We start from the raw sequence: 18,247 nt of genomic DNA on the forward strand, positions 1-18,247 counted from the left end.
CCACCGAGAGCGTGCGCACCGACATCGAGATCACATAGCGTCGCTGCCTGCCGCGCACATCGTCCGCGAGCCCCTGCCGGGCACCCGTGATCCGGAAGACCTCCGCACCGCTCTGCTTCCGCATCCCGTCTCCACAACCTTCCCCGAGCTCGTGACGAACTGCGGGAGACCCCGTTCCTGCGCCGGACGCTCCCCGGACCGGACCGCTCCCACGGTACGCCCGGCCGCCTGCGCATTCGAGACCGGGGCACGCCGTGAATCCCGGGCCCCTCGCACGTACGGACCCTTCCGACATGCGATGTGCACGTCCAGCACCGAGACTGATCTGAGATCGCGACACCGCGTCGCACGAGGAGGCGGTATGAGCTGGTTGTGGGCAATCATTGTGGGCCTGGTTCTCGGTGTGATCGCGAGAGCGATCCTGCCGGGCAAGCAGCAGATCCCACTCTGGCTGACGGTCATTTTCGGCATGATCGGCAGCGTCCTCGGCAATGCTGTAGCCACCTGGATCGGTGTCAACGACACCAAGGGCATCGACTGGACACGCCATGTGCTCCAGCTGATCGGTGCGGTGGTGGTGGTGGGTGTCGGCGACATGCTGTGGGCGTCGATCCGCGGCACCAAACGACAGAAAACCTGAGCGCCGGACCCCCGGACAACAGCACTGCGGCCGGACACGCGTCACGCGTGCCCGGCCGCAGTGCTGTTCGCGTATCGGCTCAGCCGGCCGTGACCTCGATCGCCGCGAGGTTCTTCTTGCCCCGGCGCAGCACCAGCCAGCGCCCGTGCAGCAGCTCCTCACGGGCCGGCGCCACCTCGCCGTCGGTGACCTTCACGTTGTTCACGTACGCGCCGCCCTCCTTGACCGTGCGGCGCGCGCCCGACTTGCTCGGTGCCAGACCGACCTCCACCAGCAGGTCCACCAGCGGACCCAGCTCGCCGACCCGCGCGTGCGGCACCTCGGAGAGCGCCGCGGCCAGCGTCGCCTCGTCGAGACCGGACAGCTCACCCTGGCCGAACAACGCCTTCGACGCGGCGATGACCGCGGCACACTGATCCGCCCCGTGCACCAGCGTCGTCAGCTCCTCGGCCAGCGCGCGCTGCGCGGCCCGGGCCTGCGGCCGCTCCTCGGTGGCCTTCTCCAGCTCCTCGAGCTCGGCGGGGCTCAGGAAGCTGAGGATGCGCATGTAGCGGGAGATGTCCCGGTCGTCCACGTTCAGCCAGAACTGGTAGAACGCGTACGGCGTCGTCATCTCGGGGTCGAGCCAGACGGCACCGCTCTCGGACTTGCCGAACTTGGTCCCGTCCGCCTTCGTCATCAGCGGCGTCGCCAGCGCGTGCACCTCGGCGCCCGGCTCCAGCCGGTGGATCAGGTCCAGGCCCGCGGTGAGGTTGCCCCACTGGTCGCTGCCGCCCTGCTGGAGGGTGCAGCCGTGACGCCGGTACAGCTCCAGGAAGTCCATGCTCTGGAGCAGCTGGTAGCTGAACTCGGTGTAGCTGATGCCCTCGTCCGACTCCAGCCGCCGGGCGATGGAGTCCTTGGTGAGCATCTTGTTGACCCGGAAGTGCTTGCCGATGTCCCGCAGGAACTCGATCGCGGACATGCCCGCGGTCCAGTCCAGGTTGTTCACCATGACCGCGGCGTTCTCGCCCTCGAAGGACAGGAACGGCTCGATCTGGGACCGCAGCCGCGACACCCAGGCGGCGATGGTCTCCGGGTCGTTCAGCGTGCGCTCGGCGGTCGGACGGGGGTCACCGATCTGACCGGTGGCCCCGCCCACCAGGGCGAGCGGGCGCAGCCCCGCCTGCTGGAGCCGCCGCATGGTGAGCACCTGGACCAGGTGGCCGACGTGCAGACTCGCCGCGGTGGGGTCGTAGCCGCAATAGAACGTGACGGGACCGTCCGCGAGAGCCTTGCGCAGTGCGTCCTCGTCAGTGGACTGGGCGAACAGCCCGCGCCATTTCAGCTCGTCGACGATGTCCGTCACGGTTCCGTGTCTCCTCGGCCATATGCGGGGGAATGGATGTAGGGGAAAAGCAACAGTCAGTCTAAGGGCTGGTCACACGCCCGGGCTGACCGAGCTCATGTTGAAGTCCGGGATGCGCAGAGCGGGCATCGCGGCCCTGGTGAACCAGTCGCCCCACTCGCGCGGCAGCGTCTTCTCGGTGCGGCCCGCCTCCGTGGCCCGCGACAGCAGGTCCACCGGGGACTCGTTGAAGCGGAAGTTGTTCACCTCACCGACCACCTCGCCGCCCTCCACGAGATACACCCCGTCGCGGGTCAGCCCGGTCAGCAGCAGCGTCGCCGGATCGACCTCGCGGATGTACCACATGCAGGTCAGCAGCAGGGCCCGGCCGGTGGTCGCGGCCACCATCTCCTCCAGGGACCGCTCACCGCCGCCCTCCAGGACCAGGTTGTCGATCGCCGGGGCGAGCGGCAGCCCGGTCAGGCCCGCGGAGTGCCGGGTGGTCGTCAGATGATCGAGCCGGCCGTCGCTGATCCAGTCCGTCCGGGCCAGCGGCAGCCCGTTGTCGAAGACCGAACCGCCGTCCCCGGAGGTGTGGGCCACGACGAACGGTGCCGATTCGAGACCCGGCGCGTGCGGGTCACTGGTCAGCGTCAGAGGCAGCCGGGACAGCGTCTCGCCGAGCCGGGTGCCGCCGCCGGGCTTGGAGAACACCGTCCGGCCCTCCGTGGCGTCCCGGGCGGTCGAGGACCACAGCTGGTAGATCAGCAGGTCGGCGACCGCGGTCGGCGGGAGCAGCGTCTCGTACCGTCCGGCCGGCAGCTCGATCCGGCGCTCCGCCCAGCCGAGGCGCTGCGCGAGTTCCGCGTCCAGCTCGGCGGGGTCGACGTCCTTGAAGTCGCGGGTCGCACGGCCCGCCCAGGCCGAGCGCGACCGGTCGGGCGACTTGGCGTTCAGCTCCAGCGTCCCGTTCGGCTGGTCGTGGCGCAGCCGCAGCCCCGTCGACGTGCCGAGGTAGGTCGAGGTCATCTCGTGGTTGGCGAAGCCGTACAGCTCACGGCCGCCGGACCTGGCGCGGGCGAAGGCGTCGCCGAGAGCGGGGGCGAACGCCGCGAACACATCGGAGTCCGTCTCCACGGGCGCGTCCGTGAAGTCGGGGGAGGCGGGCACCCCGGTGACCAGCGGCTGGGCGTCCTCGGCCGGTCCGGCCCCGCGCGCGGCGGCCTCGGCGGCCCGTACCAGCGGCTCCAGATCGGCTTCGGTGACGGCCGACCGGGACACCACACCGGAGGCCGCGCCCTCGGCCCCGTCGACCGTGGCGATGACGGTCAGGGTGCGGCCCCGGGTCACGCCGTTCGTGGTGAGCGCGTTGCCCGCCCAGCGCAGATTGGCCGACGACTGCTCGTCGGCGATGACCACACAGCCGTCGGCGGTGGACAGTTCGAGAGCGCGCTCGATGATCTCGTGCGGCTTGCTGACGCGGCTCATCGTCCGGCCTCCTGCGTCGTGTTGAGACTGTGCCTGCCCGGGGGGCGACCCCCGGACCCCCGGCCGGTTCCGTGGTTGCCGCTCATCGTCCGGCCTCCTGCGTCGTGTTGAGACTGTGCCTGCCCGGGGGGCGACCCCCGGACCCCCGGCCGGTTCCGTGGTTGCCGCTCATCGCCCGGCCTCCTGCGTCGTGTTGAGACTGTGCCTGCCCGGGGAGCGACCCCCGGACCCCCGGGCCGGTTCCGTGGTTGCCGCTCATCGTCCGGCCTCCTGCGTCGTGTTGAGACTGTGCCTGCCCGGGGGGCGACTCCCGGACCCCCGGCCGGTTCCGTGGTTACCGCTCATCGCCCGGCCTCCTGCGTCGTGTTGAGGATGTTCACGCCTCGGAAGAGGGCGGACGGGCAGCCGTGCGAGACGGCCGCGACCTGGCCCGGCTGGGCCTTGCCGCAGTTGAAGGCGCCGCCCAGGACGTACGTCTGCGGGCCGCCGACCTTCTCCATCGAGCCCCAGAAGTCCGTCGTCGTCGCCTGGTAGGCGACATCGCGCAGCTGCCCGGCCAGCTTGCCGTTCTCGATCCGGAAGAACCGCTGCCCGGTGAACTGGAAGTTGTACCGCTGCATGTCGATGGACCAGGACCGGTCGCCGACCACGTAGATCCCGCGCTCCACCCCGCCGATCAGATCCTCCGTGGACAGCCCGCCCGGATCCGGCTTCAGCGACACGTTGGCCATCCGCTGCACGGGGACATGGCCGGGAGAGTCCGCGTACGCGCACCCGTTGGACCGGCCCAGCCCCGTCAGCTTCGCGATCCGGCGGTCCAGCTGGTAGCCCGCCAGGGTGCCGTCCTTGACCAGGTCCCAGGACTGCGCCTCGACGCCCTCGTCGTCGTACCCGATCGTCGCGAGTCCGTGCTCGGCGGTGCGGTCACCCGTCACGTTCATCACCGGGGAGCCGTACGCCAGCTTTCCCAGCTGGTCGAAGGTGGCGAACGAGGTCCCCGCGTACGCCGCCTCGTACCCCAGCGCCCGGTCCAGCTCGGTGGCGTGGCCGATCGACTCGTGGATGGTCAGCCACAGATTGGACGGGTCGACGACGAGGTCGTAGGTCCCCGCCTCGACGCCCGGCGCCCGCATCTTCTCGGCCAGCAGCCCGGGGATGCGCTCCAGCTCCGCGTCCCAGTCCCAGCCGGTCCCGGTCAGGTACTCCCAGCCGCGCCCCACCGGTGGGGCGATCGTCCGCATGGAGTCGAACTCGCCGGTCGTCGCGTCCACCGCGACCGCGGTGAACTGCGGATGCAGCCGCACCCGCTGCTGCGTGGTGACCGTACCGGCCGTGTCCGCGTAGAACTTGTTCTCGTGGACGGTCATCAGCGAGGCGTCCACATGTGCGACGCCCTGCGCCCCGAGGAGCCTGCCGCTCCACTCGGCGAGCAGTCCCGCCTTCTCCTCGGCCGGTACGTCGAAGGGGTCGACGTCGTACGCCGACACCCAGCTCCGTTCCCCGTGCACCGGCTCGTCCGCCAGCTCCACGTGCTCGTCGGAGCCCGCCGCCGCGATCACCTTCGCCGACAGCTTCGCCATGGCGACGGCCTGCGAGGCGACCTTCGCCGCGGCGTCCATCGTCAGGTCAACCCCGGAGGCGAACCCCCACGCCCCGCCGTGCACCACCCGCACCGCGTACCCGAGGTCGGTGGTGTCCGACGACCCGGCCGGCCGGGCGTCCCGCAACCGCCAGGTGGCACTGCGCACCCGCTCGAAGCGGAAGTCCGCGTGCACGGCCCCGAGCGCCCGCGCGCGGGCGAGCGCCGCGTCGGCGAGGGGCCTCAGCGGAAGGGCCAGGAACGACTGATCTACCTCATGGGGCACGGGCGGCCTCTCCTCTTCGTCACATACCCTCGGATCGTTTACGAGGCAGTGAAGCATGGCCGCGGCGGCGTCGCGGCCGAATCGCGGGCGGGGCGAGGGTGCGTCCGGCCGGGTCCGCCGGGCCTCCCGGCCCGCCCCGGACCGGGACATGACTGTAGGAACCCGACAGTGCCCGGGGAGTGGCGCTGTCAGGGGCCGATTCCTCGTGGAGCGGGCGGTACCGATAGGTTTTCGAGGTACCAGACCGCTAATGAAAGGGTGATCCGTTGAGCCGCTCGGTTCTCGTCACCGGAGGAAACCGGGGCATCGGCCTCGCCATCGCCCACGCCTTCGCCGACAACGGCGACAAGGTCGCGATCACCTACCGTTCCGGTGAGCCGCCGCAGGCCCTCACCGATGCCGGAGTTCTCGCGGTCCGTTGCGACATCACCGACGCCGAGCAGGTGGAGCAGGCCTACAAGGAGATCGAGGAGAAGCACGGCAACGTGGAGGTGCTGGTGGCCAACGCCGGTATCACCAAGGACCAGTTGCTGATGCGGATGTCCGAGGAGGACTTCACGTCCGTACTCGACACCAACCTCACCGGCACCTTCCGGGTCGTCAAGCGCGCCAACCGCGGCATGCTGCGCGCCAAGAAGGGCCGCGTCGTCCTCATCTCCTCCGTCGTGGGCCTCCTCGGCTCGGCCGGACAGGCCAACTACGCCGCGTCCAAGGCCGGTCTGGTCGGCTTCGCACGGTCGCTGGCCCGTGAGCTCGGCTCGCGGAACATCACCTTCAACGTCGTCGCGCCCGGCTTCGTCGACACCGACATGACGCAGGCCCTCACCGAGGAGCAGCGCAAGGGCATCGTCGCCCAGGTGCCGCTCGCGCGTTACGCGCGGCCCGAGGAGATCGCCGCCGCGGTGCGCTTCCTCGCCTCCGACGACGCGTCGTACATCACTGGAGCCGTCATCCCCGTTGACGGCGGATTGGGCATGGGTCACTGATCACCATGAGCGGAATTCTCGACGGCAAGCGCATCCTCATCACGGGGGTGCTGATGGAGTCCTCCATCGCGTTCCACGCCGCCAAGGTGGCCCAGGAGCAGGGCGCCGAGGTCATCCTGACCGCCTTCCCGCGGCCCACGCTGACGGAGCGCATCGCCAAGAAGCTGCCCAAGCCGGCCAAGGTCATCGAGCTGGACGTGACCAACGCCGAGCACCTGGACCGGCTCGCCGGGCTGGTGCGGGACGAGCTCGGTTCGCTCGACGGTGTCGTCCACTCCATCGGCTTCGCGCCGCAGGACGCGCTCGGCGGCAACTTCCTCAACACCCCGTTCGAGTCGGTCGCCACGGCGATGCACGTCTCGGCGTTCTCCCTGAAGTCGCTCGCCATGGCGTGCAAGCCGCTGATGAGCGAGGGCGGCTCGATCGTCGGTCTCACCTTCGACGCCCAGTACGCCTGGCCGCAGTACGACTGGATGGGCCCGGCCAAGGCCGCGCTGGAGGCCACCTCCCGCTACCTCGCCCGCGACCTGGGCAAGGACGGCATCCGCTGCAACCTGATCTCGGCCGGACCGATCGGCTCGATGGCCGCCAAGTCCATCCCGGGCTTCGGTGAGCTCGCCGACGTGTGGAACACCCGCGCCCCGTTGGCGTGGGACATGAAGGACCCGGAGCCGGCCGGCCGCGGCATCGTCGCGCTGCTCTCGGACTTCTTCCCGAGGACGACGGGCGAGATCGTCCACGTCGACAGTGGCGTGCACATGATGGGTGCCTGACCCGCGCGAACCTGTGTGACCGGCCGCGTGCCGCCTCCCCGGAGGCGGTGCGCGGCCGTTTTCCGTGCCCCGCCCGGCCTTCCGGCGCTCAGACCGCGCTCAGGTCGAAAAGCCGGCCGATCCACCGCAGAATGTGGATAAACCGGACATGGCCCCAGGGGAGGAGATCGCTGTGCGCGGCACACGTCACCGAACCCGGTCGCTGCTGGCGGCCTCCGCGGTCGTCACCGGGCTCCTCGTCCCGGCCGGCCTCTACGCGGCCGGGCACGTCGGGGCTGCGGGCGCGGCCGCACCCGCCGCACCCGACCCGGAACCCGCCGGCGCCGAATGCCGTACGTCGGTCCAGGGCTCCCGGGTCGTCGCCCACTGCCACAACCCGTACCCGTCCGCCGACCGCGTGCAACTGCACACCGAGTGCGCCCGCTGGTGGGACATCGACGGGGACTCCACGCCGGTCGACGTCGGCCCCGGGCGGACCGTGCGGCTGGACGGCCACTGCTGGAAAGAGGTCGGCTCCGCCTGGGTCACGCACGCCGACGAGAGGACCTGAAGCGTGCTCCGGGCGTGTTCCGGCGGTTCCGCCCGCCCCCGGCGGGCCGGCGCCGCTTTCGGTACCCGCCCTACACCCGGTCCACCAGGCAGCTGAGCGCGTGGCTCGCGGCCTCGGCCGCGGCCGTCTCCGCGTCACCGGCGCGGATCGCCTCGACCAGCCGACCGTGGTCCATGTGGTTCTCCGGCCGCAGCTCATGGCCCACGTCGACGCGCAGGTAGTCCCGCAGCAGATCCCCCAGGTCGGCGTAGAGCCCGGTCAGCACATCATTGTGGGAGGCGGCGACCACGGCGAGGTGGAGCGTCGCGTCCGCCGCCACGAAGGCCTCGGCGTCACCCGCGGCCCACGTCTCCTCCCGGCGCCTCATGAGGGCGTCCAGCTGCTTCAGGTCCCGGTCGGTGCGCCGGGCGGCGGCCAGTCGCGCCGCCGAGGACTCCAGCGTCGAGCGCAGCTCCGCGATGTGGCGCGGATCGGCGGAGGCGAACCGGCGGTGCATCACCCCGGCCAGCTCGCTGGTGGCGACCACATAGGTGCCCGAGCCCTGCCGGATGTCGAGCAGTCCGTTGTGCGCGAGTGCCCGCACCGCCTCGCGGACGGTGTTGCGGGCCACCCCCAGCTGCTCGACCAGCTCGGGTTCGGTGGGGATGCGTGAGCCCACGGGCCACTCGCCCGAGGTGATCTGGTTCCTCAGCTGGGCAATCACCTGGTCGGCGAGTGCCGAACGCCGCGGGGACGTCAGCGCCATGGTGCTCCTTGCTCGGTGTCCGGTGGCGGGGTCGTCCGCCGTTCTCGGGGTGTCCGAAGATGTCCGAAGGTATCCGAAGGTCCACAGGGAATCAGCGGAGTGGACAACCAATCATCCCATGATTCTATGATGGCCTCATGCGTGACGACGAAACCCCTCCCCAGGCCCCGACCCGGACGCTGAGTCCCGCCGCCCCGACGGCCCCCCGCGCCGAGGCCCCCGCCCCGCCGGGAGCCGGCCCCGCGCCGTGGTTGCTCCGCCTGGTCGCCGTCGGGCTCGTCCTCACCGCACTCAACCTCCGCCCCGCCATCACCAGCCTCGGTGCCCTTCTCGAAGAGGTGCGCGACGGGCTGCACATGAGCGGCACCGTCGCGGGCGTGCTCACATCCGTGCCGCCGTTCTGTTTCGCGGTCTTCGGTGTCATGGCGCCGCGCCTGGCCCGGCGCTTCGGCCCCGGAGCCGTCGTCTGCGCGGGCATGGTCGCGATCACCGCGGGTCTGGTGATCAGGCCACTCGTCGGCGGCACGGCGGGATTCCTCGCCGCGAGCGCGCTCGCCCTGATGGGCATCGCCGTCAGCAACGTCCTGATGCCGGTGATCGTCAAGCGCTGGTTCCCGGACCGGGTCGGCTCCATGACCGGCCTCTACTCCATGGCGCTCGCCCTCGGTACCTCGCTCGCCGCCGCCGTGACCGTGCCCATGACCGAGGCGATGGGCGGCAGTTGGAAGGCCGGGCTCGGCATCTGGGCCGCGCTCGCCGTCGTCGCGATCCTGCCCTGGATCCCGCTGGTACGGGACCGCAGCGGCGCCTCCGGCCGGCCCGCCGCCCAGCAGACGCGGGCCCCGGCGCTCAGGATCACCCGCAGCCGCACCGCCTGGGGCCTGGCCTGCTTCTTCGGCCTCCAGGCCACCGCCGCCTACATCACCATGGGATGGATGCCGCAGATCTTCCGCGACGCCGGGGTCTCCGCCGGCACCGCCGGGGTCCTGCTCGCCGTCACCATGGCGATGGGAGTGCCGCTGGCCTTCGTCATCCCCCGGGTCGCCGCCCGGATGAAGACCCAGGGCCCGATCGTCGTCTTCCTCGCCGCCTGCGGACTCGTCGGCTACGCGGGCCTCTACTTCGCACCGTCCGGTGGCGCCTGGGCCTGGGCCCTGCTCCTGGGCATCTCGAACTGCGCCTTCCCGCTCGCCCTCACGATGATCGGCATGCGGTCCCGCAGCGGCGCCGGAGTCGTCCGGCTGTCCGCGTTCGCCCAGTCCACCGGCTATCTGATCTCGATCCCCGGTCCCCTCCTCGTCGGCGTGCTCTACCAGCACAGCGGTGGCTGGGGGCTGCCGATCGCGCTGATGGCGGCCCTGATGGTGCCGCAGATGGTGGCGGGCGTCCTGGCCGGCCGGGACCGGACGATCGAGGACGAATGCTGAGATGCGAGACTGAACCCATGTCTCCTGTGCTCGACCCCAATCCCCAGAACGGTCAGAAGAAGCTCCTGCTCGTCCTCGGGGCGATGCTGCTGATCTCGGTCGTCATCGCCGTCATCGCCACCCTCGCCTCCCCCTGACCGGTTCCGCCCGCCGGCCGTGGTGGGGCTAGCCCCACCACCCCCTAGGGGGCCAGGGTCAGGGTGAAGTGGGTGGGTCGCCGGATGGGCCGCACACCCCCGGATCCGTAGGTTTCAGGTATCAGACCCGATGACCCACGGAGGCGGACATGGCTGCCCGTACACACACCCGGTCCACCCGCCCGGATGCGGGCGGTGTCGAGATCCGGCTGCCGTGGTGGGCCGTCGCGCTGCCCGCCATCGCCTTCGGTGCGCTGCTGCTGCTGATCGCCGGACCGGGGCAGGCGCAGGCGGCCACGGGCGAGCCGGCGGTCGGCCAGTTGCTCGAGCGAATCACGAACCTGTTGATCCGCTGACGGCCACCGCCCGTCGCGGGGAGCCCTCCAACACCCTGCGCCAGCTGCCACATTTCGTGCGAAGCTGAGGTGTATGAGCGTCGATACACCTCGCAGGATCGTCCTTCTCAGGCATGCAAAGGCGGAATGGTCGCAGGACTCCGACCATGAGCGGCCGCTCGCGGAACGCGGCCGCAAGGACGCCCCCGTGGCGGGCCGCAAACTCGCCGATTCCGGGATCGCCTTCGACCTGGCCCTCTGTTCCACCGCCGCCAGGACGCGCGAGACCTGGAAGCTGGCCGTGCACGAGATGCCGGAGCGGCCCAGGACCGTGTACGAGGAGCGGTTGTACGAGGCCTCGCTCGGCGATCTGATCGCCCTGGTCAACGAGACCCCGGACGAGGTCCGCGATCTGCTCGTGATCGGCCACAACCCGGGCATGCACGCACTCGCCGACGCCCTCTCGGAGGCGGCTGAGGGCGATGCCCTGGCCCGGATGACCCGTGGCGGCTTCCCGACGGCGGCGTTCGCCGTGGTCGAGCTGCCCGGCACCTGGAAGAGCGTGGAGCACGGCGTCGGCAGGCTCACCGAGTACTGGACGCCCAACGACTGACGACGACCGGCCCCCACAGGTACAAGGCCGCACAGGCACAGAGGGAGGGCCCCGGCGCGCACGCTTCGGCTTGCGCACCGGGGCCCTTCGTGCTTCCGGATCGCTCCGGACCTCCCGGATCCGCTCCGGACTTCCCGGATCCGTTCCGGACGGCGTCTCCCCGTTCCTACTCGACGAGACCGTCGGCGGCCTCGACCTCCTCGCGGGTGATACCGAGCAGATAGAGCACGGTGTCCAGGAACGGCACGTTCACCGCCGTGTGCGCGGCCCTGCGGACCACCGGCTTGGCGTTGAACGCGACACCGAGCCCCGCGGTGTTCAGCATGTCCAGGTCGTTCGCCCCGTCACCGATCGCCACGGTCTGTGCCAGCGGCACCCCGGCCTCGGCGGCGAAGCTGCGCAGCAGCCGGGCCTTGCCCGCCCGGTCGACGATGTCCCCGGTCACCCGGCCGGTGAGCCTCCCGTCGACGACCTCCAGAGTGTTGGCAGAGGCGAAGTCGAGCCCCAGCCGCTCCTTGAGATCGTCCGTCACCTGGGTGAACCCGCCGGAGACGACGCCCACTTGGTAGCCGAGCCGCTTCAGCGTACGGATCAGCGTGCGGGCGCCCGGTGTCAGCCGCACCTCGGCGCGCACCTTCTCCACCACCGACACGTCGAGACCCGCCAGCAGCGCCACCCGCGCGTGCAGCGACTGCTCGAAGTCGAGCTCACCGCGCATCGCCTGCTCGGTGACCGCGGCGACCTCGGCCTCGCAGCCCGCGTGGGCCGCGAAGAGCTCGATGACCTCGTCCTGGATGAGCGTCGAGTCGACGTCCATCACGACGAGCCGCTGGGCCCGGCGGCTCAGCCCGGCGGAGACCACGGCCACGTCGACACCGATCCCGGCGGCCTCGGTGGCCAGCGCGGTCCGCAGCGCCTCGGTCCCGGTGCCGGACACCGCGAACTCGACGGCCGTGACCGGGTACTTCGCCAGCCGGAAGATCCGGTCGATGTTCCCGCCGGTCGAGGTGATCATGGCCGCTATGGCGGCGGTCGACTCCGCGGTCAGCGGGTGCCCGAGGACCGTCACATGGGAACGGCCGTCACCGCGGGGCCGGTTGTCGCCCGTGCCGGAGATGATCTCGGCCTGGAGCTTCAGCGATTCGGCCCAGCTGTGCACGGTGGCCCGCAGGTCGCCCTCGGTGGTGCCGCCCGCGGTCGGAGCGGTGACCAGAGCACACAGGACGATGCGGCCACGGGTGACGACCTGCTCGATGTCGACGACGTCGACCGCGTAGGCGGCGAGGGTGTCGAACAGCCCGGCGGTGATGCCGGGACGGTCCTTCCCGAAGATCTTCACGAGAAGGGTCGGTGCGTCTACGCCCTGACGTGACTCAGGGGACTCAGGAGACGGTGAGGACTGAGGTGGCTGAGATGCGCTCATGGTGCCCCCCACCGTATCGGTCCACGACCCGCTCCCGACGGTCCGTCCCGAGGGCCGGACAGCCCACCCGTCACCCTCAACCGCACGGTTCGGAGCGATCCGCGAGCCTTCATGGCCAGTTGTGACGGTAGATGACCCCTTCAATGGTGACGTTGTTGCAACAGTGCAGGTCTCGGAGGGGTCAAACGCCCGCCCGGCTTTCGTATCGGGGACTGCTCCTGGAATAGTTCCCCACGATGTTCAGCATCCCTAGACTCCCTGCGACGGGGGTAAACGGGGGACAACTAGTGGGGCGCGGAGTGCCGGAACTCGTACTGGAATTGAATGGAAGGACCTGGACGCTCGATCCGTCCAGGTCGTACACCCTCGGACGTGATCCGCAGGGCGATATGACGATCGACGACGCCAGGGTGTCGTGGCGGCACGCCACGATCAGCTGGAACGGCCGGGGCTGGTTCATCGAGGACCACGGCAGCACCAACGGCACGTATGTGCAGGGCCAACGGATCCAGCAGCTGGAGATCGGGCCCGGCTCCACCGTGAACCTGGGCAACGCCACCGACGGGCCCAGGCTGAGCCTGAGCGGGGCCGCGTCCGGTGCCGACGTGTACAGCGGGCAGGCCGCGGCGGGGGCCCAGGCCTCCGCCCAGCAGCCGCAGCAGGCCCCGCCGCAGCAGCCGCAGCAGGGCGGACCCGGCTGGCCGGGACAGCAGCAGAATCCCGCCCAGCAGCCACAGGCCTGGCAGCAGCCGCAGCAGGTCCCGCCGCAGCAGCCGCAGCACCAGCAGCAGGCCCAGCCTCAGCAGCCGCATGTCCCGCAGCAGGGCATGGCGAACACGCCAGGCGTCGGCGGGGCGGGTGGCGCGGCGGGGGCGCCACCGGTCTACGGCGACCGCAGCCCGACCACGTTCCACCAGCTGGCCCTCGGCCGGGTGATGCGCATCGGCCGTGCGCTGGAGAACGAGCTGGTCGTCTCCGACCTGCAGGTCTCCCGTAACCACGCCGAGTTCCACGCGACGCCCGACGGCCGGTTCGAGATCCGTGACCTCGGATCCCACAACGGCACGTACGTCAACGGCCAGCCGCTGTCGAAGTCCGGCTCGGCGCTCATCGGGCCGAACGACATCGTCGGCGTCGGTCACTCGACGTTCCGACTGGTCGGCGACCGGCTCGAGGAGTTCGTCGACACCGGTGAGGTCTCCTTCGCGGCCCGCCACCTCACGGTGACGGTCGACGGTGGCAAGCAGATCCTCAAGGACGTCTCGTTCGGCGTCCCGGAGAAGTCCCTGATCGGCGTCATCGGCCCGTCCGGTTCCGGAAAGTCCACCCTGCTCAAGGCGCTCACCGGCTACCGGCCCGCCGACCAGGGCGAGGTCCTCTACGACAACCGGAACCTCTACAAGCAGTTCGCCGAGCTGCGCCAGCGCATCGGCCTGGTTCCGCAGGACGACATCCTGCACAAGGAACTCACGGTCACCAGGGCCCTCAAGTACGCGGCCAAGCTCCGCTTCCCCGCGGACACCACCGAGGCCGAGCGCCAGTCCCGGATCCTGGAAGTCCTCGCCGAGCTCAAGCTCGACATCCACAAGGACAAGAAGGTCACCTCGCTCTCCGGCGGCCAGCGCAAGCGGGTCTCGGTGGCGCTGGAACTGCTCACCAAGCCGTCTCTGATCTTCCTGGACGAGCCGACCTCCGGCCTCGACCCGGGCATGGACCGCGATGTCATGCAGCTGCTGCGCGGCCTGGCCGACGACGGCCGTACGGTCCTGGTCGTCACGCACTCGGTCGCCGAGCTGGCCATCTGCGACAAGCTCCTGGTGATGGCGCCCGGCGGTGCCGTCGCCTACTTCGGTCCGCCTGAGGAAGCGCTCAACTTCTTCGGCTACAGCACCTGGGCCGACGTCTTCTCCGCCTTCGAGAACTACCGCGACTACGACTGGGCGGGCCGCTGGCGCGGTTCGCAGCACTACCAGATGTACGCCGCGGACATCGACGCCGTCGCCGCACAGTCCGTACACATGCCGCCGCCGCAGCAGATGCGCCCGCCCAAGCCGCAGGGCTGGGGAGCGCAGCTGTGGACGCTGATGCGGCGCTACCTGTCGGTGATCGCCTCCGACAAGGGCTTCATGGGCCTGATGGTGATCCTGCCCGCGGTGCTCGGTGTCGTCAGCGTGGTCATTCCGGCGGACTTCGGTCTCGGCCCGCCCAAGCCGCCGTCCCGGTTCAACGGTGACGCCGGCACGATCATGCTGATCCTCGTGATCGGCATGACCTTCTCCGGTGCGGCCAACTCCGTCCGGGAGCTGATCAAGGAACGGGTGATCTACGAACGGGAACGGGCCACCGGCCTCTCCCGCTCCGCCTACCTGATGTCCAAGGTGATCGTGCTCGGCCTGATCACGGCCGTCCAGGGCGTCATCATCTGCGGTATCGGCTTCGCCACCCGGGACCTGCCGGCGGAGGGCCTGGTCATGCCCCCGGCGGTCGAGCTCTGCGTGACGGTCATCGCGCTCGGCTTCACCTCGATGATGTTCGGCCTGGTGATCTCCTCGCTGGTGAAGACCTCCGAGAAGACCATGCCGCTGCTGGTCATGTTCGCGATCGTCCAGGTCGTCTTCACCGGCATCCTCTTCCAGGTCTACGGATCGCCCGGACTGGAGCAGTTCGCCTGGCTGATGCCGTCCCGCTGGGCCATCGCGGGCGCGGGCTCGACGCTCGACCTCGCCCACCTGATGCCGCCGTGGGACGCGAAGAACCCCACGGACCTGGACCCGCTGTGGGAGCACACGGCCGGGCAGTGGGGGATCAACATCACGGTGCTGCTGCTCCTCGGTGTGATCTGCGGGTTCGCGGTCGCGCGGCTGCTGCGCCGCCACGAGCCCGAGGTCATGCGCAAGTAGCGGCCCCGGCTCATGCCGAAGGGCGGCACCCCGCACGGGGTGCCGCCCTTCGCCGTCTGTGCTGCGGCGTACCGGAGTGGACTCAGTACGCGCTGTTCACGTTGTCGATCGAGCCGTACTTGTCGGCGGCGTAGTTGGCCGACGCGGTGATGTTGGCGACCGGGTCGTACTGGTCGTGGGGGGTACCGCCGACGTGGTAGGCGTCGAAGGTCGGCTTGATGATCTGGAGCAGGCCCTTCGACGGGACGCCGTTGATGGCGTTGATGTCCCAGTCGTTGATGGCCTTCGGGTTACCGCTGGACTCACGGATGATGTTGCGGTGCAGACCGTCGTACGTGCCGGGGATGCCCTTGGCCTTCATGATGGCCAGGGACTCCTTGATCCAGCCGTTCAGGTTGTTCGCGTAGACCGGCTTGCGGGACGTGGACCGGCTGGCGGACTGCTTGCCGCGCTTGGCCGCGGCCTTCTTGGCCTTGGCCTTCGCCTTGGCCTTGGCCTTCGCCTTCGCGGCGGCCTCGGCCTTCTTCTCGGCGTCGGCCTTCTTGGCCTTCGCGGCGTCGGAGGCCTTGATCAGCTGCTCGGCGGTGGAGTGCTGCTCGATGACACTGGCCTGGATGTTCTTGGCCTGCGGCGCACCGGCGGCCGACGCGAAGACGACGGGTGCGGCGGAAACGGCCTGCGGCTCGGTCTCGGCATCGGCGTTACCGGGGACCAGGGACAAGGAAAGTGCCGCGGCGGCGACGGCGGAGACGCCGGCGACGGAGAGCTTCTGGGTCTTGTTCAGGCGGCGGAGACGGCTGGGAATGCTGGACGCGGACATGCAGACGTACCTCTTCGAATCGCGGAAGTCCTCACGGAGGACGAAGACGGTGAGGCGACATCGCATCTCCGTCGGGGACGAGTGCAATTCTTAGCGCCAGCAAAATGCCGTGGCAAAGGTGTGACGTACGAAGCCGGGTAGTGGCGCCGGGGCCCGCTCACCTCCGATCCGGGGTGGTCATGCCCACCCAAATCGCCCTTTTAGGTCCACTAGACGGCTTCGTAAGTGACGTGGGTCCTATGTGCGGCCTCACATCGGGCGGGTAACAGAATCACCGTGCGTTGCTCGCGCAATCCGGAGTGTGAGGTTCCGCTAGGGGGTCGGGTGCCGGGGAGGCGCGGGATCCGGGGGCAGCAGCAGGTGGACATCCCCGAACTCGTGCCAGAGGTAGCGGTGGCTCAGCGCCTCGCCGTATCCGCGGCTCAGCGCCGCCCCGCCCGCGATCGCCTCCAGCATCAGCAGGTGCGAGGCCTCCGGCTCGTGCAGCCCGGTCAGCAGCCCGTCCACCACCCGCACGCCCCGCTGCGGCGTCACCACCAGATCCGTCCAGCCGGCGGCCGGGCGCACCACCGCGTCCGGCCCGGCGGACGACTCCAGGGCACGCACCGCCGTCGTCCCCACCGCGATCACCCGCCCCCCACCGGCCCGTGCCGCGTTCACCAGCCACGCCGTCGTCACGGGCACCTCGAAACGCTCCGGGTAGGGCGGCTCGTGCGCCTCCGCCGACGCCACCCCCGTGTGCAGCGTCAGCGGGGCGAACTGCACACCACGGCTCACCAGCGCCGCCACCAGACCCGCGGTGAAGGGCCGCGCCGCGCTCGGCATCTCCGCCGAACCGCTCCCGTCCGCCGTGGGCAGCGCGAACACCGTCTGATACGCGGAGAGCGGCTGGTCCCGCTCCGTGTACCCGTAGCGGATCGGGCGTCCGTAACGCCGCAGCAGCCCCGGCACATCGACATCTGGCCTGGCCCACCACAGCCGGGACCCGGCGCCCGTCAGCGGCTCCTCCAGCACCAGCCGCGAGCCGCCCGGCAGCCGGACGGCAGCCCCCGCGGGGCCCCCGGCGCGCGGCAGCGTCGCCCCCGCACCGTCCGGCCGCCGCAGCTCCACCGCCCAGCGCCCGTCCTCGCCCCGGGTCGAGAAGTGCACCACCACCCGGTCACCGCCCACCCGCCCGTTCACCGCGGCGGCCAGCGTCGGGGACGTGTTGACCACGAGCACATCACCGGCCCGGAGCTCCCCCGGCAGCTCCCGGAACGCGTGATGGGACACCTCCCGCCCCCGCGACACCAGCAGCCGCACGTCGTCCCTCCCCGCGCCCCGCTGCTCGGCCGGCACCCGCGCCGACAGCTCGGGAGGCACCCGCAGCGCGTCGAGCGCGGTCACCGCTCCTCCCCGGACCCGGATGCGGCGCCGGACGCGGCCCCGGCCGCCTGGAGCAGCGCGGGCGCGGAGTAGCGGCCGCTCGCCGGCCGACCGTCCAGCAGCCACAGGAACGCGGGTGCCACGCTCTCCGGCCGCGGCCGGGGATCGTCGTCGTCCGGCACCGCCGCCGCGTAGAGCGTGGTCTGCATGTCACCCGGATCGACGGCCCAGACCCGCAGCCCCGGCTCCTCCACCCCCAGCACGGCGGCCAACTGGTCCAGCGCGGCCTTCGACGCCCCGTAACCGCCCCAGGCCGGATACGCCTCCGCCGCCGCGTCCGAACTCACCACCACGACCGCGCCCGCATCCGCGGACCGCAGCAGCGGCAAGGTCTCCTGCACCAGACCGAGAGCCGCCACCACATTGGTCTCCAGCGCCTGCCGCAGGCCGGCCGTGGCCAGCGCGTCCAGCCGTACGAGGGGCTCGGCGCCCAGCGCACTGGCGTTGCTCACCAGCAGGTCGAGCCCGCCCAGCTCCCGCGCCGCCGACGCCAGCTGCGCCCGGTGGCCGGGGTCCGTCACATCACCGGCGACCGCCACCACCCGGGTCCCGTACCGGCGCCGCAGCTCCTGTGCGGTCTCCTCCAGCGCCCCGGCCGTCCTGGCGTCCAGCACCAGATCCCAGCCCCGCCCGGCGAGCGCCGCCCCCAGCGCCCTGCCGAGCCCCCTGGAAGCACCCGTGATCAACGCGACAGACATACGAACCGTCCCCTTCGAACCCGCTCGAGCGGCCTCGTGGACGGGCCACGGGCCGACTCCGGACTCCTCCAACCTAGGAACGCGCACCCGTGCGG

At 70.7% G+C, this 18,247-nt stretch carries 17 protein-coding genes and 1 pseudogene; 9 read left to right on the top strand and 9 right to left on the bottom strand.

Going from position 1 to position 18,247, the window contains the following annotated elements; genetic code table 11:
- Window positions 1-124, bottom strand: a pseudogene (locus tag ACFVJX_RS34015) (DUF3099 domain-containing protein); the annotation flags it as partial.
- 237 nt (window positions 125-361) lie between these two features.
- Here ACFVJX_RS34015 and ACFVJX_RS34020 point away from each other — a divergent pair.
- A complete protein-coding gene (locus tag ACFVJX_RS34020) occupies window positions 362-640 on the top strand; it encodes a GlsB/YeaQ/YmgE family stress response membrane protein (protein ID WP_384134926.1) in 279 nt (92 codons plus the stop codon).
- Between the two features lie 79 nt (window positions 641-719).
- Here the strand turns inward: ACFVJX_RS34020 and tyrS are convergent, their stop codons facing one another.
- From tyrS to ACFVJX_RS34035, 3 genes are all read right to left on the bottom strand, one after another.
- Window positions 720-1,988: a tyrosine--tRNA ligase gene (gene tyrS / locus ACFVJX_RS34025; protein WP_384134929.1), complete on the bottom strand. Its 1,269-nt coding sequence runs from the start codon at window positions 1,986-1,988 to the stop codon at window positions 720-722.
- Between the two features lie 72 nt (window positions 1,989-2,060).
- Entirely contained in the window at window positions 2,061-3,455 is a 1,395-nt protein-coding gene (locus tag ACFVJX_RS34030; protein WP_384134932.1) for a metallopeptidase TldD-related protein, read from the bottom strand.
- A gap of 341 nt (window positions 3,456-3,796) precedes the next feature.
- Window positions 3,797-5,320 carry a TldD/PmbA family protein gene (locus ACFVJX_RS34035; RefSeq protein WP_384136181.1) on the bottom strand — a complete coding sequence of 508 codons (1,524 nt, stop codon included), beginning with the start codon at window positions 5,318-5,320 and terminating at the stop codon, window positions 3,797-3,799.
- Window positions 5,321-5,586: 266 nt separating this feature from the next.
- Here ACFVJX_RS34035 and fabG point away from each other — a divergent pair, with 266 nt between their 5' ends.
- The 3 genes from fabG (at window position 5,587) to ACFVJX_RS34050 (ending at window position 7,629) form a co-directional block, all read left to right on the top strand.
- Complete coding sequence (fabG, locus tag ACFVJX_RS34040) at window positions 5,587-6,306, top strand: 3-oxoacyl-[acyl-carrier-protein] reductase (RefSeq protein WP_384136179.1); 720 nt, start codon at window positions 5,587-5,589, stop codon at window positions 6,304-6,306.
- A gap of 5 nt (window positions 6,307-6,311) precedes the next feature.
- On the top strand, window positions 6,312-7,079 hold the full coding sequence (gene fabI / locus ACFVJX_RS34045; RefSeq protein ID WP_384136177.1) for an enoyl-ACP reductase FabI: 768 nt from the start codon (window positions 6,312-6,314) through the stop codon (window positions 7,077-7,079).
- Between the two features lie 172 nt (window positions 7,080-7,251).
- Window positions 7,252-7,629, top strand: coding sequence for a hypothetical protein (locus ACFVJX_RS34050; RefSeq protein WP_384136175.1), 378 nt, complete (start codon window positions 7,252-7,254; stop codon window positions 7,627-7,629).
- Window positions 7,630-7,699: 70 nt separating this feature from the next.
- On the opposite strand, the gene ACFVJX_RS34055 is transcribed toward ACFVJX_RS34050, so the two are convergent.
- Window positions 7,700-8,374 (bottom strand): FadR/GntR family transcriptional regulator, encoded by a 675-nt coding sequence (locus tag ACFVJX_RS34055; protein ID WP_384136174.1) that lies wholly within the window; start codon window positions 8,372-8,374, stop codon window positions 7,700-7,702.
- 137 nt (window positions 8,375-8,511) lie between these two features.
- Between ACFVJX_RS34055 and ACFVJX_RS34060 the strand changes: the two genes are divergently transcribed.
- The 4 genes from ACFVJX_RS34060 to ACFVJX_RS34075 all read left to right on the top strand — a co-directional run bounded on the left by ACFVJX_RS34060 (window position 8,512) and on the right by ACFVJX_RS34075 (window position 10,886).
- On the top strand, window positions 8,512-9,801 hold the full coding sequence (locus ACFVJX_RS34060; RefSeq protein ID WP_384136172.1) for a CynX/NimT family MFS transporter: 1,290 nt from the start codon (window positions 8,512-8,514) through the stop codon (window positions 9,799-9,801).
- Complete coding sequence (locus ACFVJX_RS34065) at window positions 9,795-9,938, top strand: SGM_5486 family transporter-associated protein (protein WP_250970505.1); 144 nt, start codon at window positions 9,795-9,797, stop codon at window positions 9,936-9,938. Before ACFVJX_RS34060 ends, ACFVJX_RS34065 begins: the two co-directional genes overlap by 7 nt.
- A gap of 149 nt (window positions 9,939-10,087) precedes the next feature.
- Entirely contained in the window at window positions 10,088-10,294 is a 207-nt protein-coding gene (locus ACFVJX_RS34070; protein ID WP_384136170.1) for a hypothetical protein, read from the top strand.
- Between the two features lie 73 nt (window positions 10,295-10,367).
- On the top strand, window positions 10,368-10,886 hold the full coding sequence (locus tag ACFVJX_RS34075; RefSeq protein ID WP_384136168.1) for a SixA phosphatase family protein: 519 nt from the start codon (window positions 10,368-10,370) through the stop codon (window positions 10,884-10,886).
- 166 nt (window positions 10,887-11,052) lie between these two features.
- Here the strand turns inward: ACFVJX_RS34075 and serB are convergent, their stop codons facing one another.
- Window positions 11,053-12,309, bottom strand: coding sequence for a phosphoserine phosphatase SerB (gene serB / locus ACFVJX_RS34080; RefSeq protein ID WP_384136166.1), 1,257 nt, complete (start codon window positions 12,307-12,309; stop codon window positions 11,053-11,055).
- Between the two features lie 287 nt (window positions 12,310-12,596).
- Here serB and ACFVJX_RS34085 point away from each other — a divergent pair, with 287 nt between their 5' ends.
- Entirely contained in the window at window positions 12,597-15,209 is a 2,613-nt protein-coding gene (locus ACFVJX_RS34085; protein WP_384136164.1) for an FHA domain-containing protein, read from the top strand.
- 82 nt (window positions 15,210-15,291) lie between these two features.
- Here ACFVJX_RS34085 and ACFVJX_RS34090 read toward each other — a convergent pair whose 3' ends face one another.
- From ACFVJX_RS34090 to ACFVJX_RS34100, 3 genes are all read right to left on the bottom strand, one after another.
- Entirely contained in the window at window positions 15,292-16,029 is a 738-nt protein-coding gene (locus ACFVJX_RS34090) for a transglycosylase SLT domain-containing protein (RefSeq protein WP_384136162.1), read from the bottom strand.
- A 312-nt stretch (window positions 16,030-16,341) separates the two neighbouring features.
- Window positions 16,342-17,415 carry an S-adenosylmethionine:tRNA ribosyltransferase-isomerase gene (locus ACFVJX_RS34095; protein ID WP_384136160.1) on the bottom strand — a complete coding sequence of 358 codons (1,074 nt, stop codon included), beginning with the start codon at window positions 17,413-17,415 and terminating at the stop codon, window positions 16,342-16,344.
- Window positions 17,412-18,152 carry an SDR family NAD(P)-dependent oxidoreductase gene (locus tag ACFVJX_RS34100; protein WP_384136159.1) on the bottom strand — a complete coding sequence of 247 codons (741 nt, stop codon included), beginning with the start codon at window positions 18,150-18,152 and terminating at the stop codon, window positions 17,412-17,414. The genes ACFVJX_RS34095 and ACFVJX_RS34100 overlap by 4 nt, the downstream gene beginning before the upstream one ends.
- Window positions 18,153-18,247 lie beyond the last annotated feature (95 nt).

Source organism: Streptomyces sp. NPDC127177 (assembly GCF_042672475.1).
In the GTDB taxonomy this organism is placed as follows: domain Bacteria; phylum Actinomycetota; class Actinomycetes; order Streptomycetales; family Streptomycetaceae; genus Streptomyces.

What these genes read in the sequence shown, in the direction of transcription:
- ACFVJX_RS34100 (WP_384136159.1), bottom strand. Translation starts at nt 18,152, where the DNA reads ATGTCTGTCGCGTTGATCACGGGTGCTTCCAGGGGGCTCGGCAGGGCG.
- ACFVJX_RS34020 (WP_384134926.1), top strand. Translation starts at nt 362, where the DNA reads ATGAGCTGGTTGTGGGCAATCATTGTGGGCCTGGTTCTCGGTGTGATC.
- fabI (WP_384136177.1), top strand. Translation starts at nt 6,312, where the DNA reads ATGAGCGGAATTCTCGACGGCAAGCGCATCCTCATCACGGGGGTGCTG.
- ACFVJX_RS34030 (WP_384134932.1), bottom strand. Translation starts at nt 3,455, where the DNA reads ATGAGCCGCGTCAGCAAGCCGCACGAGATCATCGAGCGCGCTCTCGAA.
- ACFVJX_RS34090 (WP_384136162.1), bottom strand. Translation starts at nt 16,029, where the DNA reads ATGTCCGCGTCCAGCATTCCCAGCCGTCTCCGCCGCCTGAACAAGACC.
- ACFVJX_RS34075 (WP_384136168.1), top strand. Translation starts at nt 10,368, where the DNA reads ATGAGCGTCGATACACCTCGCAGGATCGTCCTTCTCAGGCATGCAAAG.
- ACFVJX_RS34070 (WP_384136170.1), top strand. Translation starts at nt 10,088, where the DNA reads ATGGCTGCCCGTACACACACCCGGTCCACCCGCCCGGATGCGGGCGGT.
- ACFVJX_RS34055 (WP_384136174.1), bottom strand. Translation starts at nt 8,374, where the DNA reads ATGGCGCTGACGTCCCCGCGGCGTTCGGCACTCGCCGACCAGGTGATT.
- ACFVJX_RS34065 (WP_250970505.1), top strand. Translation starts at nt 9,795, where the DNA reads ATGCTGAGATGCGAGACTGAACCCATGTCTCCTGTGCTCGACCCCAAT.
- ACFVJX_RS34060 (WP_384136172.1), top strand. Translation starts at nt 8,512, where the DNA reads ATGCGTGACGACGAAACCCCTCCCCAGGCCCCGACCCGGACGCTGAGT.
- serB (WP_384136166.1), bottom strand. Translation starts at nt 12,309, where the DNA reads ATGAGCGCATCTCAGCCACCTCAGTCCTCACCGTCTCCTGAGTCCCCT.